Genomic DNA, 14,834 nt, shown 5'->3' on the forward strand with positions numbered 1-14,834 from the left:
CCCATGATGACGGGCCCCGCCGCCCCGGTCCTCTCCTTTTCCGCGGCCGGTCCGCCACCGCCTCTCCCCGGTTCCGCTACCGCCGGACCAGCGGCATGACCCGCTCCGCCGCGAACCGCACGAACCCCTCCGGGTCGGGCTCGTCGGCCGTCGGCTGCAGTACGACGGTGTCGGCGCCGGCCTCGGCCAGCCGCCGTACGGCCGCGGCGACGGCGGACGCGTCCCCGGCGACGCCCGCGCCGGGCTGCGCCCGCTCGGCGGCGAGACCGGCCCGGACCCGTCCGGCGGCGCCGGTGCCGGTGGCGGCGAGGAGATGGACGACCACCCGGTGCGGCCGCGCGTGCCCGGCCTCCGCCCGCCCCTCCTCGATGAGCCGGCGGGCCTCGCGTACGCCGTCCGGGGAGGTGGCGCAGGTCAGCAGCGTGCCGTCGGCCCTGGCGCCGGACAGCCGGAGGGTACGGGGCCCGGTGGCGCCGGCGTACACGGGCACCGGCCCCGGCGGCGGCCAGTCGAGGGCGACGCCGTCGAGGGTGACGTACCTCCCCCGGATGGTGAGCTTCTCGCCGCGCAACAGGGCGCGCAGGGCGTCGAGATGCTCGCCGAGGAGGGTGAGCGGCGAGGCGGCGCGGGCGCCCACCTGCCCCATCCAGTCCTGCACCCCGTGCCCGACGACGACGCTCGCGCGGCCGGGGAACATCCGGTGCAGGGCGGCGGTCTCCATGGCGGTCACGGCGACGTTCCGCAGCGGCACCGGCAGCAGTCCGATCCCCACCCGCAGCCGCTCGGTCCAGGCCAGCGCGGCGGCGGCCGACGAGACCCCGCCCTCCAGGAAGCAGTCCTCCCACAGCCACAGCTCGTCGAGGCCCGTCTCCTCCGCGAGCCGGGCGTACCCCCGCAGCCGCTCGGGCGGGAGCTGGGGCCGGAACACAACGCCGAGTGAAGTCATGAGTGCCTTCTTATAGGGGGATGCAGAAGGGCACAAACGCTGTACGGGACAGGCCGGTTGACGGTGGAGGGCGGACCATGGCGCGACGACGGTGGCGGGACGGCCGGGGAGTGCTGCGGATTCCCGGCGAGCACCGGACCGTGGAGGTCCCCCTGGAGATCGCGGCCTCCTACCGGGCCCGCACCAGGGGCCTGCTCGGCCGGACCTGCTTCGACGGCGCGCTGCTGCTGTCCCCGGCCGGCAGCATCCACACCTTCGGCATGCGCATCCCCATCGACGTCGCCTACCTGGACCGCCATCTGACGGTCCGCGCCGTCCGGACCATGCGACCAGGCCGCCTGGGCCTGCCCCGCCTGCGGTCCCGCCATGTGCTGGAGGCGGAGGCGGGGGCGATGGCGGGGTGGGGGCTGCGGGCGGGGATGCGGGTGGAAATGACCGCCGCCGAGTGAGCCGTCAGTCCGTGGTGCGGGGGAAGGAGACCTCCACCCGGCGGTTCTTGCGGCGGCCCTCTTCCGTGGAGTTGTCGGCGATGGGGTACTGCTCGCCGTAGCCGCGGACCTCGAAAGTGATGTCGGGGCTGTGCAGGTCCTGGTCGAGGACGGCCTGGACGGCGTTGGCGCGCTGCCGGGACAGCACGATGCCGTGGGCGGCGGAGCCGAGGTCGTCGGTGAAGCCGAAGACGCGGACCTGGGTGGCGTGCTGCTTCCTGACCTCGTCGGCGATCGCGGCGATGCGCGCCCTGGCGTCGGTGCCGAGCTTCGCGCTGTCCTTGCCGAACAGGACCTCCGCCTGGAGGGCGAAGGTGACGTCCGCGTTGGTGTCCTCGCGGCGCTCGTCGCCGCTCTGGTCCTCGACGACCGACTTGATGTCCAGCACCTTGGGCGCGGCGAGGGTGGCGCCTTCGGGCAGCTTGAGGTCCGGGTCCTTCGGGTCGATCTTCACCGGCGCGGCGGCGGACGGCGCGGTGTCGGGGGGCCCGGTGGGGTCGGTGCCGTCGGCGTGCGCGGCGGTGAGCGTCGCGGCCAGCAGGAACGCGGCGGAGCCGAGGGTGAGCGCGAGACGGGGTCGGGTGGTCACGGTCACGGGGGCCTCAGCCGGAGATGGGGAGGGTGGCGGAGGAGAAGGTCGGCAGCTGGAACTCCACCTCGTTCGCGGGTGGCGCCGGGAACTGCATGAAGACGGCGAGGGTGTCACCCGCCCGCAGGGTGGAGAAGCCGGTCGTGGTCAGCGGCCGGCCCTCGGTGTCCCGCAGCACGTAGTACCGCTTCTTGCCCTTCGGATCGACCAGTGTGGCCCCGCCCAGGGATCTGCCGTTCTTGATGATCTCGGTCTCGTTGCCGCTGAGCGCGGAAGGGATGACGACGCTCTGGGCACCGTCGTTCTTCAGGGTGCCGTCGACGGTGACGAACCCGCCGGAGTCCCGCTGCGCGGACGTGATCTGCAGGCTCAGGCCGTCGGAGCCGCGCAGTTCGGCCAGCGGTTTGTGCGACTGCCCTTCCTGGGTGCTGGGCCCGGCCCCGGCGGCCGTGGAAGCGGATGCCGTCTTCTCCGGCCGCTTGCCGTCGTCGCCGCTGGTGCCGCACCCGGCCGCGCCCGCGGCCAGTCCGGCCGCGACGGCCAGTGCGACCATCCCTCTGCGGGTCTTCGCGGGGAACCGCATGGTCATAGTCCGCTTCCTTCGTCACTCGTCGTCGGTCAGTCGGCCAGGTGCACATCGAAGAGGTCTTCGGGTCCGGGAAGCCCCGACGGGTCGTCCGGGTCCAGGTCCCACACCTTGCCCTTGCAGGAGAGCCGGGGCAGCTCCGCCTTCGCGGCACCCTTCGCGCCGTCCTCGTGCGGCGGCTCGAAGGTGCACCGGGGCTCGATCTCGGCGGTGGCGGAGGCCGTCGAACGGAACTTCTCCGTTCCGGGTACGACGGAGTGGCCGACGGACTTGTCGGTCCGCACCTCGGCCCGGTACTCCAGCGGGCCGGCCGGGGCGCATCCGGTCAGCCGGGCGTCGTTCTGCCCGGCCAGTTCCCCGGCCCGTGCGCAGGGGTCGCCGTCGAGGGGCGCGTCGCCGTCGAAGACGTCCTGCCACTTGGCCGGGTCGAGCAGCACCTTCAGCCACTGGCCGGTGAGCTGGTCCCGTACGTCCTGGGCGGCGGCGAGCGCCGCGGCGTCGGCGGCCGTCTGGGCGCCGCCCCGGTTCACCGCCGCCTGGCCGACCGCGAGATAGGCGAGCGCAAGAAAGAGCAGGCCCGCCACCACCGTGAGATAGATGGGGAAGGCCTGCCCTGCGTCGCGGCCGGGCCGGGTCAGCCGCCGGTGACCTCGGAGATCTTCGAGGTGATCGCGTCGTAGATCGTCTGCCCGATGCTCGTCCCGGTGATCGCCAGCACGATCGCCACCACCACCGCGATGATGCCGAGGTACTCCACCGCCGTCTGCCCCCGGTCGTCGCGTGCGGCGCGGGTCATCAGATACGTCACGGTGGTGTTGAACCATTTGCTCACGGTTGTCCCCTCCAGCTGCGCGTCCGATCGGGGCACCGTACGGCGCGGCGCCCGCCGGGGCCGAGGGTCCCAGGGCCCAACCTCGGGCCCATTCGACGGCGTTGGCGCGGGTCCGGTCCGGCATCAGGCCACCCCCAGCCATTTCGCGGTGGCCTGGGACCTGGTGGCGGTCTGGAGCTTGGCGAAGATGCGGTTGATGTGGTTCTTGACCGTCTTCTCGCTGATGAAGCAGGCGGCGGCGATCTGCTGGTTCGTCATGCCGGACGCGATGAGGTCCATGATCTCCGCCTCCCTGACACTCAGCCGGAACCGCGAGCGGATCGACTGTCCCATAGTGGGTTGCAATTGTGAAGGAGGAGGGGAGGTATTTTGGCCGCCATTGGGGGCGACTTGAGATCTCGTGTGTGCAGGTGCACTCCCCCGCAACTCGGCCAGTAACGCCCGCGCCGCCCCCGGCGTCACATGCGGACGCCCCTCGTGCACGTCCCGTACGGCCCGTACCAGCTGCTCGGCCGTGAACTCGCCGTGCACCAGGTATCCCCCCGCCCCCAGCCGCAGCGCCTCCCGTACCGTCTCGGCCTCGTGGCTGTAGGTGAGCATCATGACGGGCGCGAGGCGCACCAGATGGGGCAGGACCGAGATGCCGTCGGCGCCGGGCATGCGGACGTCGAGGAGGACGACGTCGGGGTGGTGCCTCAGCGCGGCCTCGTACGCCTCGCGGCCGTCCGCCGCCTGTGCCACCACCGTGGTGTCCGCGCGGTCCGTGAGCAGCGCGGTCAGGCCGGCGCGCACCACCGGGTTGTCGTCGGCCACCAGGAGCCGTAGCCGGGCCGGCCGGGAGAGGGCCGGTATGCCGGGGTCGTTCGTGTGCGGGCGCATGGGTGTGCGTGCCTCCTTTCAGGATTCCGGGTTCGGCAGGGGGAGTTCCACCCGCACCTCGGTGCCGCGCGGGTGGGGGCCGCGGCCGATGCGGATGCGGGCGCCCGCCTGCGCGGCCCGTTCGACCATGCCGAGCAGCCCGAAGTGGCCGCGGGCACGCAGCTGTTCGAGGGTGGTGCCGGGCGGCAGACCGCGGCCGTCGTCGCGGACGGTCAGGCGGAGCAGGGTGCCGTCGACGCGGACCCGTACGTCCACACGGGTCGCCCCGGCGTGCCGGTGGGCGTTCTCCAGCGCCTCCGTGGCGACGGCGAGAAGGGCTCGGGCCCGGTCTGCGGGCAGCGGGGGGAGGGTGGCCGGGGGGTCCGGGCAGGCGCAGGTGACGTCGAGGGTCGTACGGTCGGCGAAGTCCCGTACCACCTCGGCCAATTCGCACCAGAACGGTCTGGCTTGCGCGGGCGGTTCGCGGCGCAGGTCGGTGAGCAGCGCGCGGGATTCCGCCGCCGCTCTGCGGGCCGAGCGGGAGACCAGTTCGGCCTGTTCGCGGATGCGGGCGGGGTCGGGGTCGGCGGCGGAGGCGGTGGCCGCGAGGCCGTCGGCGGCGAGGGCGACGCCGTACAGGGTCTTGGCGACGGAGTCGTGCATCTCCCGTGCCAGCCGGGCCCGTTCGGCGCTCACGGCTTCCGCCGCCGCGAGCCGGGCGCGCGCCGCCGTCAGCGCCTCGGTGGCGGTGCCGAAGCGGAGCATCAGGCCGCGCAGGGTCGAGCCGAGGGCCCCGGCGACGACGCACAGACCGGGCAGCAGCAGGGCCTCGGCGACGGGCGCGGGCCGGCCGGCCTTCAGGGTGAGGTGGACGACGAAGAGGATCAGCGCCTGGAGCGAGGCGAAGCAGGCCGCCCCGCGCCAGCTGTAGAGCAGCCCGGCGAGCAGCGGGGTGCAGACGCCGACGTAGGCGAGCGTGGTGTCCGGCCCGGCCGAGACCAGCAGCAGCGAGCCGAGGAGGGTGTCGGCGGCGAGGATCGCGGGGTGGCGCAGCAGCAGCGGCCCGAACCGTTCCCAGTCCCGGAACAGGACGTACGACACCATGACCGTGACGACGACGGCCGCCCCGACGAGCCGTACGCCGAGCCCCGGCGCGGCGTGCAGCAGGGCCGCGGGCGCCGCCACGACGATCATCGCCAGCCGGAACCCGAACACCTGCCGGCACATGGCCTGGAGCGCCCGGACCTGAAGCCGCTCGGAGGGCGGGCCGGAGGCGGGCCCGGAGGCGGCGTCGGCGGCGGAGTCGGCCGGCGGTACGGCGGCCGGGGCGGCCATCTCCACCGGCGGCGCCCCCCTCCCGCTCCCCGCCCCCACCTCCGGCCCGCTCCCCGCCCCCTCCGGCGCCCCCTCCCGCACCCCGCTCACTTCCCCGTGAGCGATCCGAAGTCCACGCCCGAGCCGAGGATCAGGCCGGCGCCGAGGAGGAGCATCGTCGCCGGGACCATGAAGGTGGTGATCATCAGCGTCGCCTTGGGCACCGCGCGGGCGGCCTTGCGGCGGGCGTTCTGGGCGTCGGTGCGGCGCATGTCCCTGGCCAGCGAGACGAGCGTGTCGACGATCGGCGCGCCCAGTTCCTCGCCCTGCTGGAGCGCGGTGACGAACATGGCGACCTGCTCGGAGTCGTTGCGCCGGCGCAGCTCCGCGAAGGCCTGGCGGCGGCTCACGCCGAGGTCCATCTGGCGCAGGGTGATGCGGAGTTCGTCGGCCCAGGGGCCCTCGTAGCGGGAGGCCACCCGGTCCAGGGCCTGCCGGAAGCCGAGCCCGGCGCTGACCACGACCGCGAGCACGTCCAGGAAGTCGGGCAGGGTCCGCTCGATGACGTCCCGGCGGACCCGGATCGCCGACCAGATCCCGACCTCCGTCCAGAACGCGCCGAACAGCAGGAGCAGCACCGCCACGAACCACTGGCCGCGCAGCAGGAACACCAGGAAGCCGGTGCCGCCGAGCGCGCCGTACACCGCGCGGCGGGCGGCGTAGCGGTCGATGGTCAGGCCGCCGGGGTTGCCCGCGAGGTCGATCCGGCGCCGGATCCGGGTGACCAGCCGGGGCCCCATCAGCCGCAGCACCAGCGGCGCGTACCGCATGCCCATGCGGTCGATGACGGAACCCACCGCGCCGGTGCGGGTGGCACCGACCTCCAGGGCGACGGCGAGGTCGGCGGGCAGCTCGGCGTCGGCGCGGTACATGCGCACACCGGTGAAGATCCCCCACACGGCGACGCCCGTCAGCAGGGCGAGCAGCAAGGCCATGGTTCCTCCTCCCTCACACGTCGATGCGGCTGAGCCGCCGGATGAGGACGAACCCGACGGCGTACAGCGCGAACGCGACGAGCACACAGCCCTGGCCCACCGGGGAGCCGGTCATCCGGGCCAGGGCGCCGTCCCGGACGCCGTTCATCAGGAACAACGCGCCGACCCCGAGAACGGGCACGGCGTACGACGTCATGGTCACCTGGGAGAGCTGGGTGCGGATCTCGCGCCGGGTCTCCTTGCGCTCCTCCAGCGTCTCGGTGAGGTTGCGCAGCGCGGAGACGACCTGGCCGCCGGCCCGGTTGGCCAGCACCAGCGTCGTCACCAGCACGACCAGTTCGCGTGAGGGGAGGCGCTCGGCGAGCTCGCCGAGGGCGTCGTCCAGGGAGTGGCCGACCGCCAACTGGTCGGCGACCTTGACCAGTTCCTCACCGGCCGGGGCCTCCAGTTCCTCCGCCGCCATGCCGATCGCGGTGCGCAGGGCGAGTCCCGCCTGGGTGGCGTTGGCCAGGATGCGGGCGAGTTCCGGGAGTTGGCCGATGAACCGTTCGATGCGCCTGCGCCGCTGCCAGTTGAGGAACTGCACCGCCGCCCAGACGCCCAGCAGCCCGGCGATCGGCCCGAAGAAGGGCGCGAGCGCGGCCTGGCCGGCGATCCAGAGCACGGCGACCGTGCCGAGCATGGCGGCGGCGAACTCGCCCGGCGTGATGTCCAGCCCGGTGGTGGCCAGGCGCCGTTCCAGCCGGCGGCCGGGGCGGGTACGGCGCAGCCGCCGGTCGAGACCGCGGAAGTACCGCCTGCGCCCGGTGGCCGGGGCCGGCGGACCGGTGTGCGAGAGGCGGTCCACCAGCTCGGCCCGCCGGGCCCGGCCGCGGGCGTAGCCGTGCACGCCGATCACCGCGAGCAGGCAGGTCAGCAGCGCCGCTGCGAGGGTGAGCCGGACGAGGGTGTGGAGTTCCATACGGGGGCCTACCTGGCTTCTCGGGTGGCGAGCTGGTCGGCGGTGCGGGCGACGCCGAAGGCGCCGGGGACGGGCTGGCTCGCCATGTGCAGGCGGTCGGCGGTGCGGCGGGGCAGCGGGAAGTAGGCGAAGGCGCCGGGCACCCGGCCGTCCGCCGTCATCGGCTCCGCCTCGAAGCGGGCGGCGGTGGCCAGCCGGTACGGCTCCCCGCCATGGCTGTCCAGCAGCGCGATCTCGGTGATCCGGCGGGCGCCGTCGGCGAACCGGGTGAGCTGGACGATGACGTCGACCGCGCTGTTGATCTGGTCGTGCAGCGCGACGAACGGCACCTCCACGTCGGACATGGAGGCCAGCGTCTGGAGCCGGGTGAGGGCGTCCTCGGCGCTGTTGGCGTGCACGGTGGCCAGCGAGCCGTCGTGGCCGGTGGACATCGCCTGGAGCATGTCGAGGGACTCACCGCCGCGGACCTCGCCGACCACGATCCGGTCGGGCCGCATCCGCAGCGAGTTGCGCACCAGGTCGCGGATGGTGATCTGGCCCTTGCCCTCGACGTTCGGCGGCCGGGACTCCAGCCGGACCACATGGCTCTGCTGGAGCTGGAGTTCGGCGGAGTCCTCGATGGTGATGATCCGCTCGTGCGGCGGGATGAGCCCCGACAGGGCGTTGAGCAGGGTGGTCTTGCCGGTGCCGGTGGCGCCCGAGACGATGATGTTGAACTTCGCCCGCACGAGCCCCGCCAGCAGGTACACCATCGGCTCGGCCAGCGAGCCGAGCCCGATCAGCTCCTGGAGGGTGAAGGAGCGCGGGAAGCGGCGGATGGTGAGGACGGGCCCGGTCAGCGACAGCGGCGGGATGATGACGTTGACGCGCTCGCCGGACGGCAGCCGCGCGTCCACCATCGGATTCGACTCGTCCACCCGGCGGTTGACGGTCGACACGATCCGCTCGATGGTCTGCATCAGCTGGTCCGCGGAGGCGAACCGCAGCGGCAACTGCTCGACACGGCCCGCGCGTTCCACGAAGATCGCGTCCGCGCCGTTCACCATGATCTCGGTGATCGAGGCGTCTTCCAGGAGGGGTTCGAGGATGCCGAGGCCCAGCGCCTCGTCGACCACCCGCCGGATCAGCTGGGCGCGCTCCACCGTGGAGAGCACCGGGCCCTCGCGGCTGATGATGTGCCCGAGGACCCGCTCAAGGCGGCTGCGGCGCTCCGCGGCGGCCAGCGCGCCCATCTCCGCGAGGTCGATCTCCTCCAGCAGCTTGGCCCGGTAGGCGGCGACCAGATGCCCGTCCCCGCCCCGGCTGCCGTGCTCCTCCGGAGTGCTGATACGTGCCCGCAGGCTCATGGTCCCGGCTCCTCAGTGGTCGAGCGGCATGGTCGCGGTCTTGGTGGCGTCCCCGAAGCTCCACACGATCTCCGGGATCCGGACGGTCGCGGTCACGGTGACGGAGCCGCCCCCGCCGCCCTCCGCGCAGCTCACCCGCATCCCCCCGCCGACCGCCGCGGCGCACGCCTGCTGCGCGTCCTGCCGCAGCGACGCGGCCCGCGCCCCGGCTCGGGCCGCCGTACCGGCCTGCTCGGCGGCGTAGGCGACGGCGCCGAGCTGGATGCCGGCGAGGGCGACGAGCAGCAGCACGGGGAGGAACCCCAGGTACTCGATGGCGACTTGACCGCGGTCACGACGGCCGCGGCGGCGACGGTGTCCGCTCGGGTACGGCATCTCAGTCCTTCGCCTCCTCCACCGCGCCGGCGTGGCCGTGCACCCGCGCCGGGAAGGCGAACAGGCCCGGAAAGAGCACCGGGACCTTGAGGGAGACGTCGGCCGTGACATAGCCGGACCCCCCGCAGCTCACCGTCGCGTCCCCCCGCCACGCCGCCGACAGGTCCCTGCGCCCCGCCGCCGAGCAGGCCGCCTGGCGCGCGCCGCCCGGTGGCGCCGCCGTACCGGCCCGTACCGCCTCGTCCGCGGCGTTCCCGGCGAGCGTGAAGGTGTACCCGACGAGTACGGCCTGCCACACCAGCACCAGGGTGAGCAGGATCAGCGGGGTCATGCCGAGGAACTCGATGCTCACCTGGCCCCGGTCCGCGCCCCTTTTCGCCGCCGGTTCACTCGTCACCGGTTCACTTGTCACCGGCTCACTCCTTCCGCCGCCGAAAGCCCCCACCACGCGCCCCGGCGCGCGCACCACCCCGCGCCCCGCCCCGGTGCGCGCCCTCGGCCGCCCGCGCGAGCCCCAGCTCCCCCGCGAGCGCCCACAGCGCCTGCTTCACCGTGCTGCGGGCGTCCAGCTCATGCACCCGCCCGGCGTCCACCACCGCCTGAAGCTCCTTGAAGTTGGCGGGTACGGCGGTGTGCGCGAGCGCCGTCCCGGTGATCCGCTGCACCAGCGCCGGCTGGATCTCGGTGTGCCGGCTCTGCCGGTTGACGACGACCGTGGTCTCCTCAGCCTTGCGGATCTGGAGCCGGTCCCACATCCGCACGGTCCGCTTGGCGGCGCGTACGGCGATCACGTCCGGGGTGGTGACCAGCAGCGCCGTGTCGGCCGTCTCGATCGCCGCCGCGCCCGCCCCGCCGAGCTGCGCGCCGCAGTCGATGACGACGACCTCGTAGCGCGAGCGCAGGGCGCGCACGATCCCGCGGGCCGCGCGGTCGGTGACCTCCTCGCCGCGCTCCCCCTCGCCGGGTGCGAGCAGCAGCGCCAGCCCGGTGTCATGGCGGAAGAGGGCGTCGGCCAGGACCCGCGGCGAGATGTCGCTGATGGCGGCGAGGTCGGCGACCGAGCGCCGGAACTGGACGTCCAGGTAGGAGGCGACGTCCCCGGACTGGAGATCGAGGTCGACCAGCGCGGTGGACCGCCCGGACGCCTGCGCGGCGAGCGCGAGCTGTACGGCCGTGAGCGTGGCGCCGACGCCGCCCTTGGCGCCGCTGACCGTCACGACCGTACCGCCGGGGCCGCCCGGCGCCTCGCCGCCGCCCTGGCCGAGATGGCGCCGTACCTCCGTCGACCACTGGGCGACCGTCTGCACCCGGCCGGCCAGTTCGTCGTACGACAGCGGGAGCGCGACCAGCCCGCGGGCGCCGGAGTCCATCGCGGCGGCGAACAGGCCGGGGCTCGCGTCGTTGGTGACGAGGATGACGCCGACGGCCGGGAAGCGCAGGGCGATCTCCCGGATCAGCTCCAACGCCGGTGCGGGGCCGATGCGTTCATGGACGACGAGCACCTCGGGGAGTTCGTCCACGGACTCGGCGGCGAGCTGGGCGAGGGCGTCGACCAGTCGGGTGGAGTCGGTGACCGGCGGCTGCGGTTCGGCGTCGGGCAGCTGGCTGAGCAGGGTGACGAGGGAGCGGACGGCGTCCGGGTCGGCGCCCGCCGGGAGGATCCTGGTCGGCATGCGGGCCGCCTCTCACTTGTCCGTCGCGAGTTCGTAGGTGCGGTCCTTGTCCGGGACGCCGGTCTCCCCGCCGGGCCCGATCAGCGCGAGCCGGACGCGCTGGGCGAAGGACTCGGCGTAGGTGATGCGCTGGGCGTCGAGGGTGGACAGCGCGAAGGTGATCGGGACGGCCTCACCGGGCTGCTGCTGGCTGTTCTTGGCGGCGTCCGGATCGAGGGCGGTGATCCGGCCGACGTCGAGGACGCGCGCGTCGGTCACGATGATCTTCGACTGGTCGGGGTCGCCCTCCTTCTTGCCCGCGAAGGTGGCGTAGACGTTGACCCGCGAACCCGGCGTGATCTTCCCCGCCACGCCCGTCGCCGCGTCGATCATGATGGCGACCTCCTGCTGTCCGGGCTGGAGGGCGGGCTGGTCCACGATCATGTCGCTCTGCAGCAGGGACCCGGCGCGCAGCGTGGTCACCGCGATCTTCCCCTGGAGCCCGCGCAGATCGGTGACCGCGGTCCCGGACAGCCACCGCTTGGGCATCCGGACCTTCTCGAACTGGCTTGCGTCCAAGGCGGTGTACGGCTTGACGTCGGAGCGGACCCGGTAGGCGGTGACCTCGGGGCCGACCTTGGAGTCGACGTCGTGGACGACGGAGAGCACGCCGGCGAACGCGAGCAGAGCGCACAGGACCGACAGGAGCAGGAGGATCACGCCGCGGCGCTGACGGGAGTTCATGAACCGTGCAACCTCATTGGGGGAGTCGGTCGTTCGGGATGTGGACGTGCGGGTCGTGGTCCGGCGGCTGTCCCCGGCTCAGGCGGGCGTGCGGGGCTCCAGGGCCCGTGGAGCGGGCGGTTCGCGGAGGGGCGGGACGGCGGAGCAGAAGACGCAGCGGTCGCCGATGACGTCGAGCCCGCACCAGTGGCAGCTGGACTGCCGTACGGAGGCGACCAGTTGGTACAGCACGGACAGATCGTCGAGGTGGGCGCAGAACTCGACCATACGGCCGGTTCCCCACCACGCGCGGGACTCGGCGGGCAGCGCGGTCTCCCGGACCCCCTGCGCCTGCCACGCGGCACCGAGCCCGGCCGCCCACTCGCCGGGCAGCTGGCCCTTCGCGAGGAGCATCCAGGTGGGGAACTCGGGCCCCTTGAGGGTGGCTCCGGGCGCGACCTTGACGAGCTGCGGCTCGGGATGGGCGAGTACGGCGAACTGGCTGCCCGGCACCCAGGATCTGGCGTGCGCCTTCAGCCCGACCGGTACCCGGTCGAGCCGGGCGACGGAGCCGAGGACCGCGCCCGCGTGGATGTAGTGGGCGAGCAGCCGGCCGGCGCAGGCGAGCACACCGGGACCGAGGTCACAGGTGGCGAGCTGGCGTAACTGGCGCCCCAGCACGGCGACTCCGAGCGGCGGCAGCTCCGGCCTGAGCAGCGCGACCCGGTCGCTCTCCAGCAGCGCGCGCAGGGTGTACAGGCGCCGTACGACCGGCTCGGGGGTGGCCGCCGAGCACAGGACGACGACATGGCCGTGACTCTCGATGAGGTCGCTCAGTTCGGTGAGCGCGTGGTCGAGGGGATGCCGGTCGAGCCCGGCCAGCACGACGGCGGGCATGGTGCGTTCGTCCTGTGGCGGCAGCGCCAGGTCGGCACTGGTCACGGCAATGGCAGTTGGCACGCCCCGCTCCCCGGTGACTTCACTGCGTGACTACCTGAGCACTGTATCCACGCGTGCGGGGCGGGAGAACAGCGTTGGTGAAGCACATGTGGAACTTGCTGGGGGCAAGTCCCCGCAAACCGGGGCAGGTTGCGAAACCGGCCGACCCCCGCATCGGTCTGGACCTCTTGACAGCAGGATTGGTCTGGACCAACTTGTCTGTGCACCGGTGGCCACCGGCTCCGCCCCCACTCCGACTCCCCTCCCCGGAGGTCCCCGTGGACCGCGCACCAGGCATCCCCAGACCACCCCGCCGCCGGATGGCGGCATGGTCCGCCGCCGTCACCCTCGCCCTCGCCGCCGCCGGGCTCGCCGCGACCGCGGCCCCGGCGTCCGCGGCGGACGTCAACAACGTCGTCAACGCCGGTTTCGAATCCGGCCTGTCGAGCTGGACGTGCTCGGCGGGAAGCGGCACGACCGTCTCCTCCCCGGTCCACTCCGGCAGCAGCGCCCTGAAGGCGACCCCCGCCGGCCAGGACGACGCCCAGTGCACCCAGACGGTCGCCGTCAAGCCCAACTCCTCGTACAGCCTGAGTGCCTGGGTCCAGGGCGGCTACAGCTACCTGGGCGTGACGGGCACGGGCACCACGGACGTCTCCACCTGGACGCCGGACACGAGCACGTGGAAGCAGCTGTCGACGTCGTTCACCACGGGCGCGTCCACCACCTCGGTCACCCTCTACACGCACGGGTGGTACGGCCAGGCCGCCTACTACGCCGACGACGTCTCCCTCTACGGCCCGGACGGCGGCGGCACGGGAGGCGGCACTCCGCCCCCCACCGTCCCGGCCGCCCCCACCGGCCTCGCGGTCTCCGCCACCACCTCGTCCTCCGCCACCCTCACCTGGTCCACCTCCTCGGGTGCGACCGGCTACAACGTGTACGAGAACGGCGCGAAGGTCTCCTCCACCACCGGCACCTCGACCACGGTCACCGGCCTGTCCCCCGCCACCTCGTACTCCTTCCAGGTGACGGCGACGAACGCGGCGGGCGAGTCGCAGAAGTCGGCGGCGGTGACGGCGACCACCGCCTCGACCGGCAGCGGCGGCAACACCGGCGGCTCCCTTCCGAAGCACGCGGTGACGGGCTACTGGCAGAACTTCAACAACGGCGCGAAGGTCCAGAAGATCTCCGACGTGCCCGCCGCCTACGACATCATCGCGGTGGCCTTCGCGGACGCGTCCACGACACCGGGCGCGGTCACCTTCACCCTGGACTCGGCCGACCTCGGCGGTTACACCGTCGACCAGTTCAAGGCGGACATCAAGGCCAAGCAGGCGGCCGGCAAGAAGGTGGTCGTCTCGATCGGCGGCCAGAACGGCACGATCTCGGTCAGCGACTCCGCCTCCGCCACGAACTTCGCGAACTCCGTCTACTCCCTGATGCAGACGTACGGCTTCGACGGCGTCGACATCGACCTGGAGAACGGCCTGAACGCGACGTACATGACCCAGGCCCTGCGCGCCCTGTCCGCGAAGGCGGGCCCCTCCCTGATCATCACGATGGCCCCGCAGACGATCGACATGCAGTCGACGTCCGCCTCCTACTTCCAGACGGCCCTGAACGTGAAGGACATCCTCACGGTCGTCAACACCCAGTACTACAACAGCGGTTCCATGCTGGGCTGCGACGGCAAGGTCTACAGCCAGGGCACGGTCGACTTCCTCACCGCCCTCGCCTGCATTCAGCTCCAGGGCGGCCTCGCCCCCTCCCAGATCGGCCTGGGCCTCCCCGCCTCCACCAGCGCGGCCGGCAGCGGCTACGTCTCCCCCTCGGTGGTGAACAACGCCCTCGACTGCCTCACCGCCGGCACCAACTGCGGCACCTTCAAACCCGCCAAGACCTACCCTGACCTGCGCGGCGCCATGACCTGGTCCACCAACTGGGACGCCTCCTCGGGCAACACCTGGTCCACCACGGTCGGCTCACACGTCCACGCCCTGCCCTGACCTCCCCTCACCCCCCGGCGCCCGGCCTCCTCCACGGAGTCCGGGCGCCCAACACATTCCAGCCACCCCCGGCCCGACGCGCATTGCGACCGGCAACAGGACTATGTGATGGATCGTGAGCCGGCTTGAACGCAGAAAACCCCCGCACCATACGGTGCGGGGGTTCCCCGGAATAATTGTTCGGCGGCGTCCTACTCTCCCACAGGGTCCCCCCTGCAGTA

17 protein-coding genes are annotated in these 14,834 nt (G+C 72.9%); 2 read left to right on the forward strand and 15 right to left on the reverse strand.

Annotated features, from left to right (window positions below; all coding sequences use genetic code 11):
• Window positions 1-76: 76 nt before the first annotated feature.
• Entirely contained in the window at window positions 77-946 is an 870-nt protein-coding gene (locus ACZ7EC_RS32505) for an LLM class flavin-dependent oxidoreductase (protein WP_471068709.1), read from the reverse strand.
• Between the two features lie 77 nt (window positions 947-1,023).
• Here ACZ7EC_RS32505 and ACZ7EC_RS32510 point away from each other — a divergent pair, with 77 nt between their 5' ends.
• Window positions 1,024-1,395: a DUF192 domain-containing protein gene (locus ACZ7EC_RS32510; RefSeq protein ID WP_471068712.1), complete on the forward strand. Its 372-nt coding sequence runs from the start codon at window positions 1,024-1,026 to the stop codon at window positions 1,393-1,395.
• 4 nt (window positions 1,396-1,399) lie between these two features.
• Here the strand turns inward: ACZ7EC_RS32510 and ACZ7EC_RS32515 are convergent, their stop codons facing one another.
• The 14 genes from ACZ7EC_RS32515 to ACZ7EC_RS32580 form a co-directional block, all read right to left on the reverse strand.
• On the reverse strand, window positions 1,400-2,023 hold the full coding sequence (locus tag ACZ7EC_RS32515) for an OmpA family protein (protein WP_471068715.1): 624 nt from the start codon (window positions 2,021-2,023) through the stop codon (window positions 1,400-1,402).
• A 13-nt stretch (window positions 2,024-2,036) separates the two neighbouring features.
• Window positions 2,037-2,612 carry a hypothetical protein gene (locus tag ACZ7EC_RS32520; RefSeq protein WP_471068718.1) on the reverse strand — a complete coding sequence of 192 codons (576 nt, stop codon included), beginning with the start codon at window positions 2,610-2,612 and terminating at the stop codon, window positions 2,037-2,039.
• A 29-nt stretch (window positions 2,613-2,641) separates the two neighbouring features.
• Window positions 2,642-3,247: a pilus assembly protein TadG-related protein gene (locus ACZ7EC_RS32525; RefSeq protein WP_471068746.1), complete on the reverse strand. Its 606-nt coding sequence runs from the start codon at window positions 3,245-3,247 to the stop codon at window positions 2,642-2,644.
• Window positions 3,244-3,441 (reverse strand): Flp family type IVb pilin, encoded by a 198-nt coding sequence (locus ACZ7EC_RS32530; RefSeq protein ID WP_421680318.1) that lies wholly within the window; start codon window positions 3,439-3,441, stop codon window positions 3,244-3,246. The genes ACZ7EC_RS32525 and ACZ7EC_RS32530 overlap by 4 nt, the downstream gene beginning before the upstream one ends.
• A 123-nt stretch (window positions 3,442-3,564) precedes the next feature.
• Entirely contained in the window at window positions 3,565-4,320 is a 756-nt protein-coding gene (locus tag ACZ7EC_RS32535) for a response regulator (RefSeq protein WP_471068722.1), read from the reverse strand.
• An 18-nt stretch (window positions 4,321-4,338) separates the two neighbouring features.
• Window positions 4,339-5,634 carry a sensor histidine kinase gene (locus tag ACZ7EC_RS32540; RefSeq protein WP_471068749.1) on the reverse strand — a complete coding sequence of 432 codons (1,296 nt, stop codon included), beginning with the start codon at window positions 5,632-5,634 and terminating at the stop codon, window positions 4,339-4,341.
• A gap of 86 nt (window positions 5,635-5,720) precedes the next feature.
• Window positions 5,721-6,608: a DUF5936 domain-containing protein gene (locus tag ACZ7EC_RS32545; RefSeq protein ID WP_471068725.1), complete on the reverse strand. Its 888-nt coding sequence runs from the start codon at window positions 6,606-6,608 to the stop codon at window positions 5,721-5,723.
• Window positions 6,609-6,621: 13 nt separating this feature from the next.
• A complete protein-coding gene (locus ACZ7EC_RS32550; protein WP_471068728.1) occupies window positions 6,622-7,569 on the reverse strand; it encodes a type II secretion system F family protein in 948 nt (315 codons plus the stop codon).
• Between the two features lie 8 nt (window positions 7,570-7,577).
• Entirely contained in the window at window positions 7,578-8,915 is a 1,338-nt protein-coding gene (locus ACZ7EC_RS32555) for a CpaF family protein (protein ID WP_471068731.1), read from the reverse strand.
• A gap of 12 nt (window positions 8,916-8,927) precedes the next feature.
• On the reverse strand, window positions 8,928-9,290 hold the full coding sequence (locus tag ACZ7EC_RS32560) for a TadE/TadG family type IV pilus assembly protein (protein WP_471068734.1): 363 nt from the start codon (window positions 9,288-9,290) through the stop codon (window positions 8,928-8,930).
• Between the two features lies 1 nt (window position 9,291).
• Window positions 9,292-9,621: a pilus assembly protein gene (locus ACZ7EC_RS32565; RefSeq protein ID WP_471068752.1), complete on the reverse strand. Its 330-nt coding sequence runs from the start codon at window positions 9,619-9,621 to the stop codon at window positions 9,292-9,294.
• Window positions 9,622-9,706: 85 nt separating this feature from the next.
• Window positions 9,707-10,963 carry an AAA family ATPase gene (locus ACZ7EC_RS32570; RefSeq protein WP_471068737.1) on the reverse strand — a complete coding sequence of 419 codons (1,257 nt, stop codon included), beginning with the start codon at window positions 10,961-10,963 and terminating at the stop codon, window positions 9,707-9,709.
• Window positions 10,964-10,975: 12 nt separating this feature from the next.
• A complete protein-coding gene (gene cpaB, locus ACZ7EC_RS32575; RefSeq protein WP_471068740.1) occupies window positions 10,976-11,686 on the reverse strand; it encodes a Flp pilus assembly protein CpaB in 711 nt (236 codons plus the stop codon).
• A 78-nt stretch (window positions 11,687-11,764) separates the two neighbouring features.
• Complete coding sequence (locus ACZ7EC_RS32580; RefSeq protein ID WP_471068743.1) at window positions 11,765-12,625, reverse strand: hypothetical protein; 861 nt, start codon at window positions 12,623-12,625, stop codon at window positions 11,765-11,767.
• Between the two features lie 299 nt (window positions 12,626-12,924).
• On the opposite strand from ACZ7EC_RS32580, the gene ACZ7EC_RS32585 reads away from it, so the two are divergent.
• Complete coding sequence (locus ACZ7EC_RS32585; RefSeq protein WP_471068755.1) at window positions 12,925-14,613, forward strand: chitinase; 1,689 nt, start codon at window positions 12,925-12,927, stop codon at window positions 14,611-14,613.
• The last annotated feature ends 221 nt before the right edge of the window (window positions 14,614-14,834 follow it).

The sequence above is a fragment of the Streptomyces sp. NPDC037203 genome (assembly GCF_055605065.1).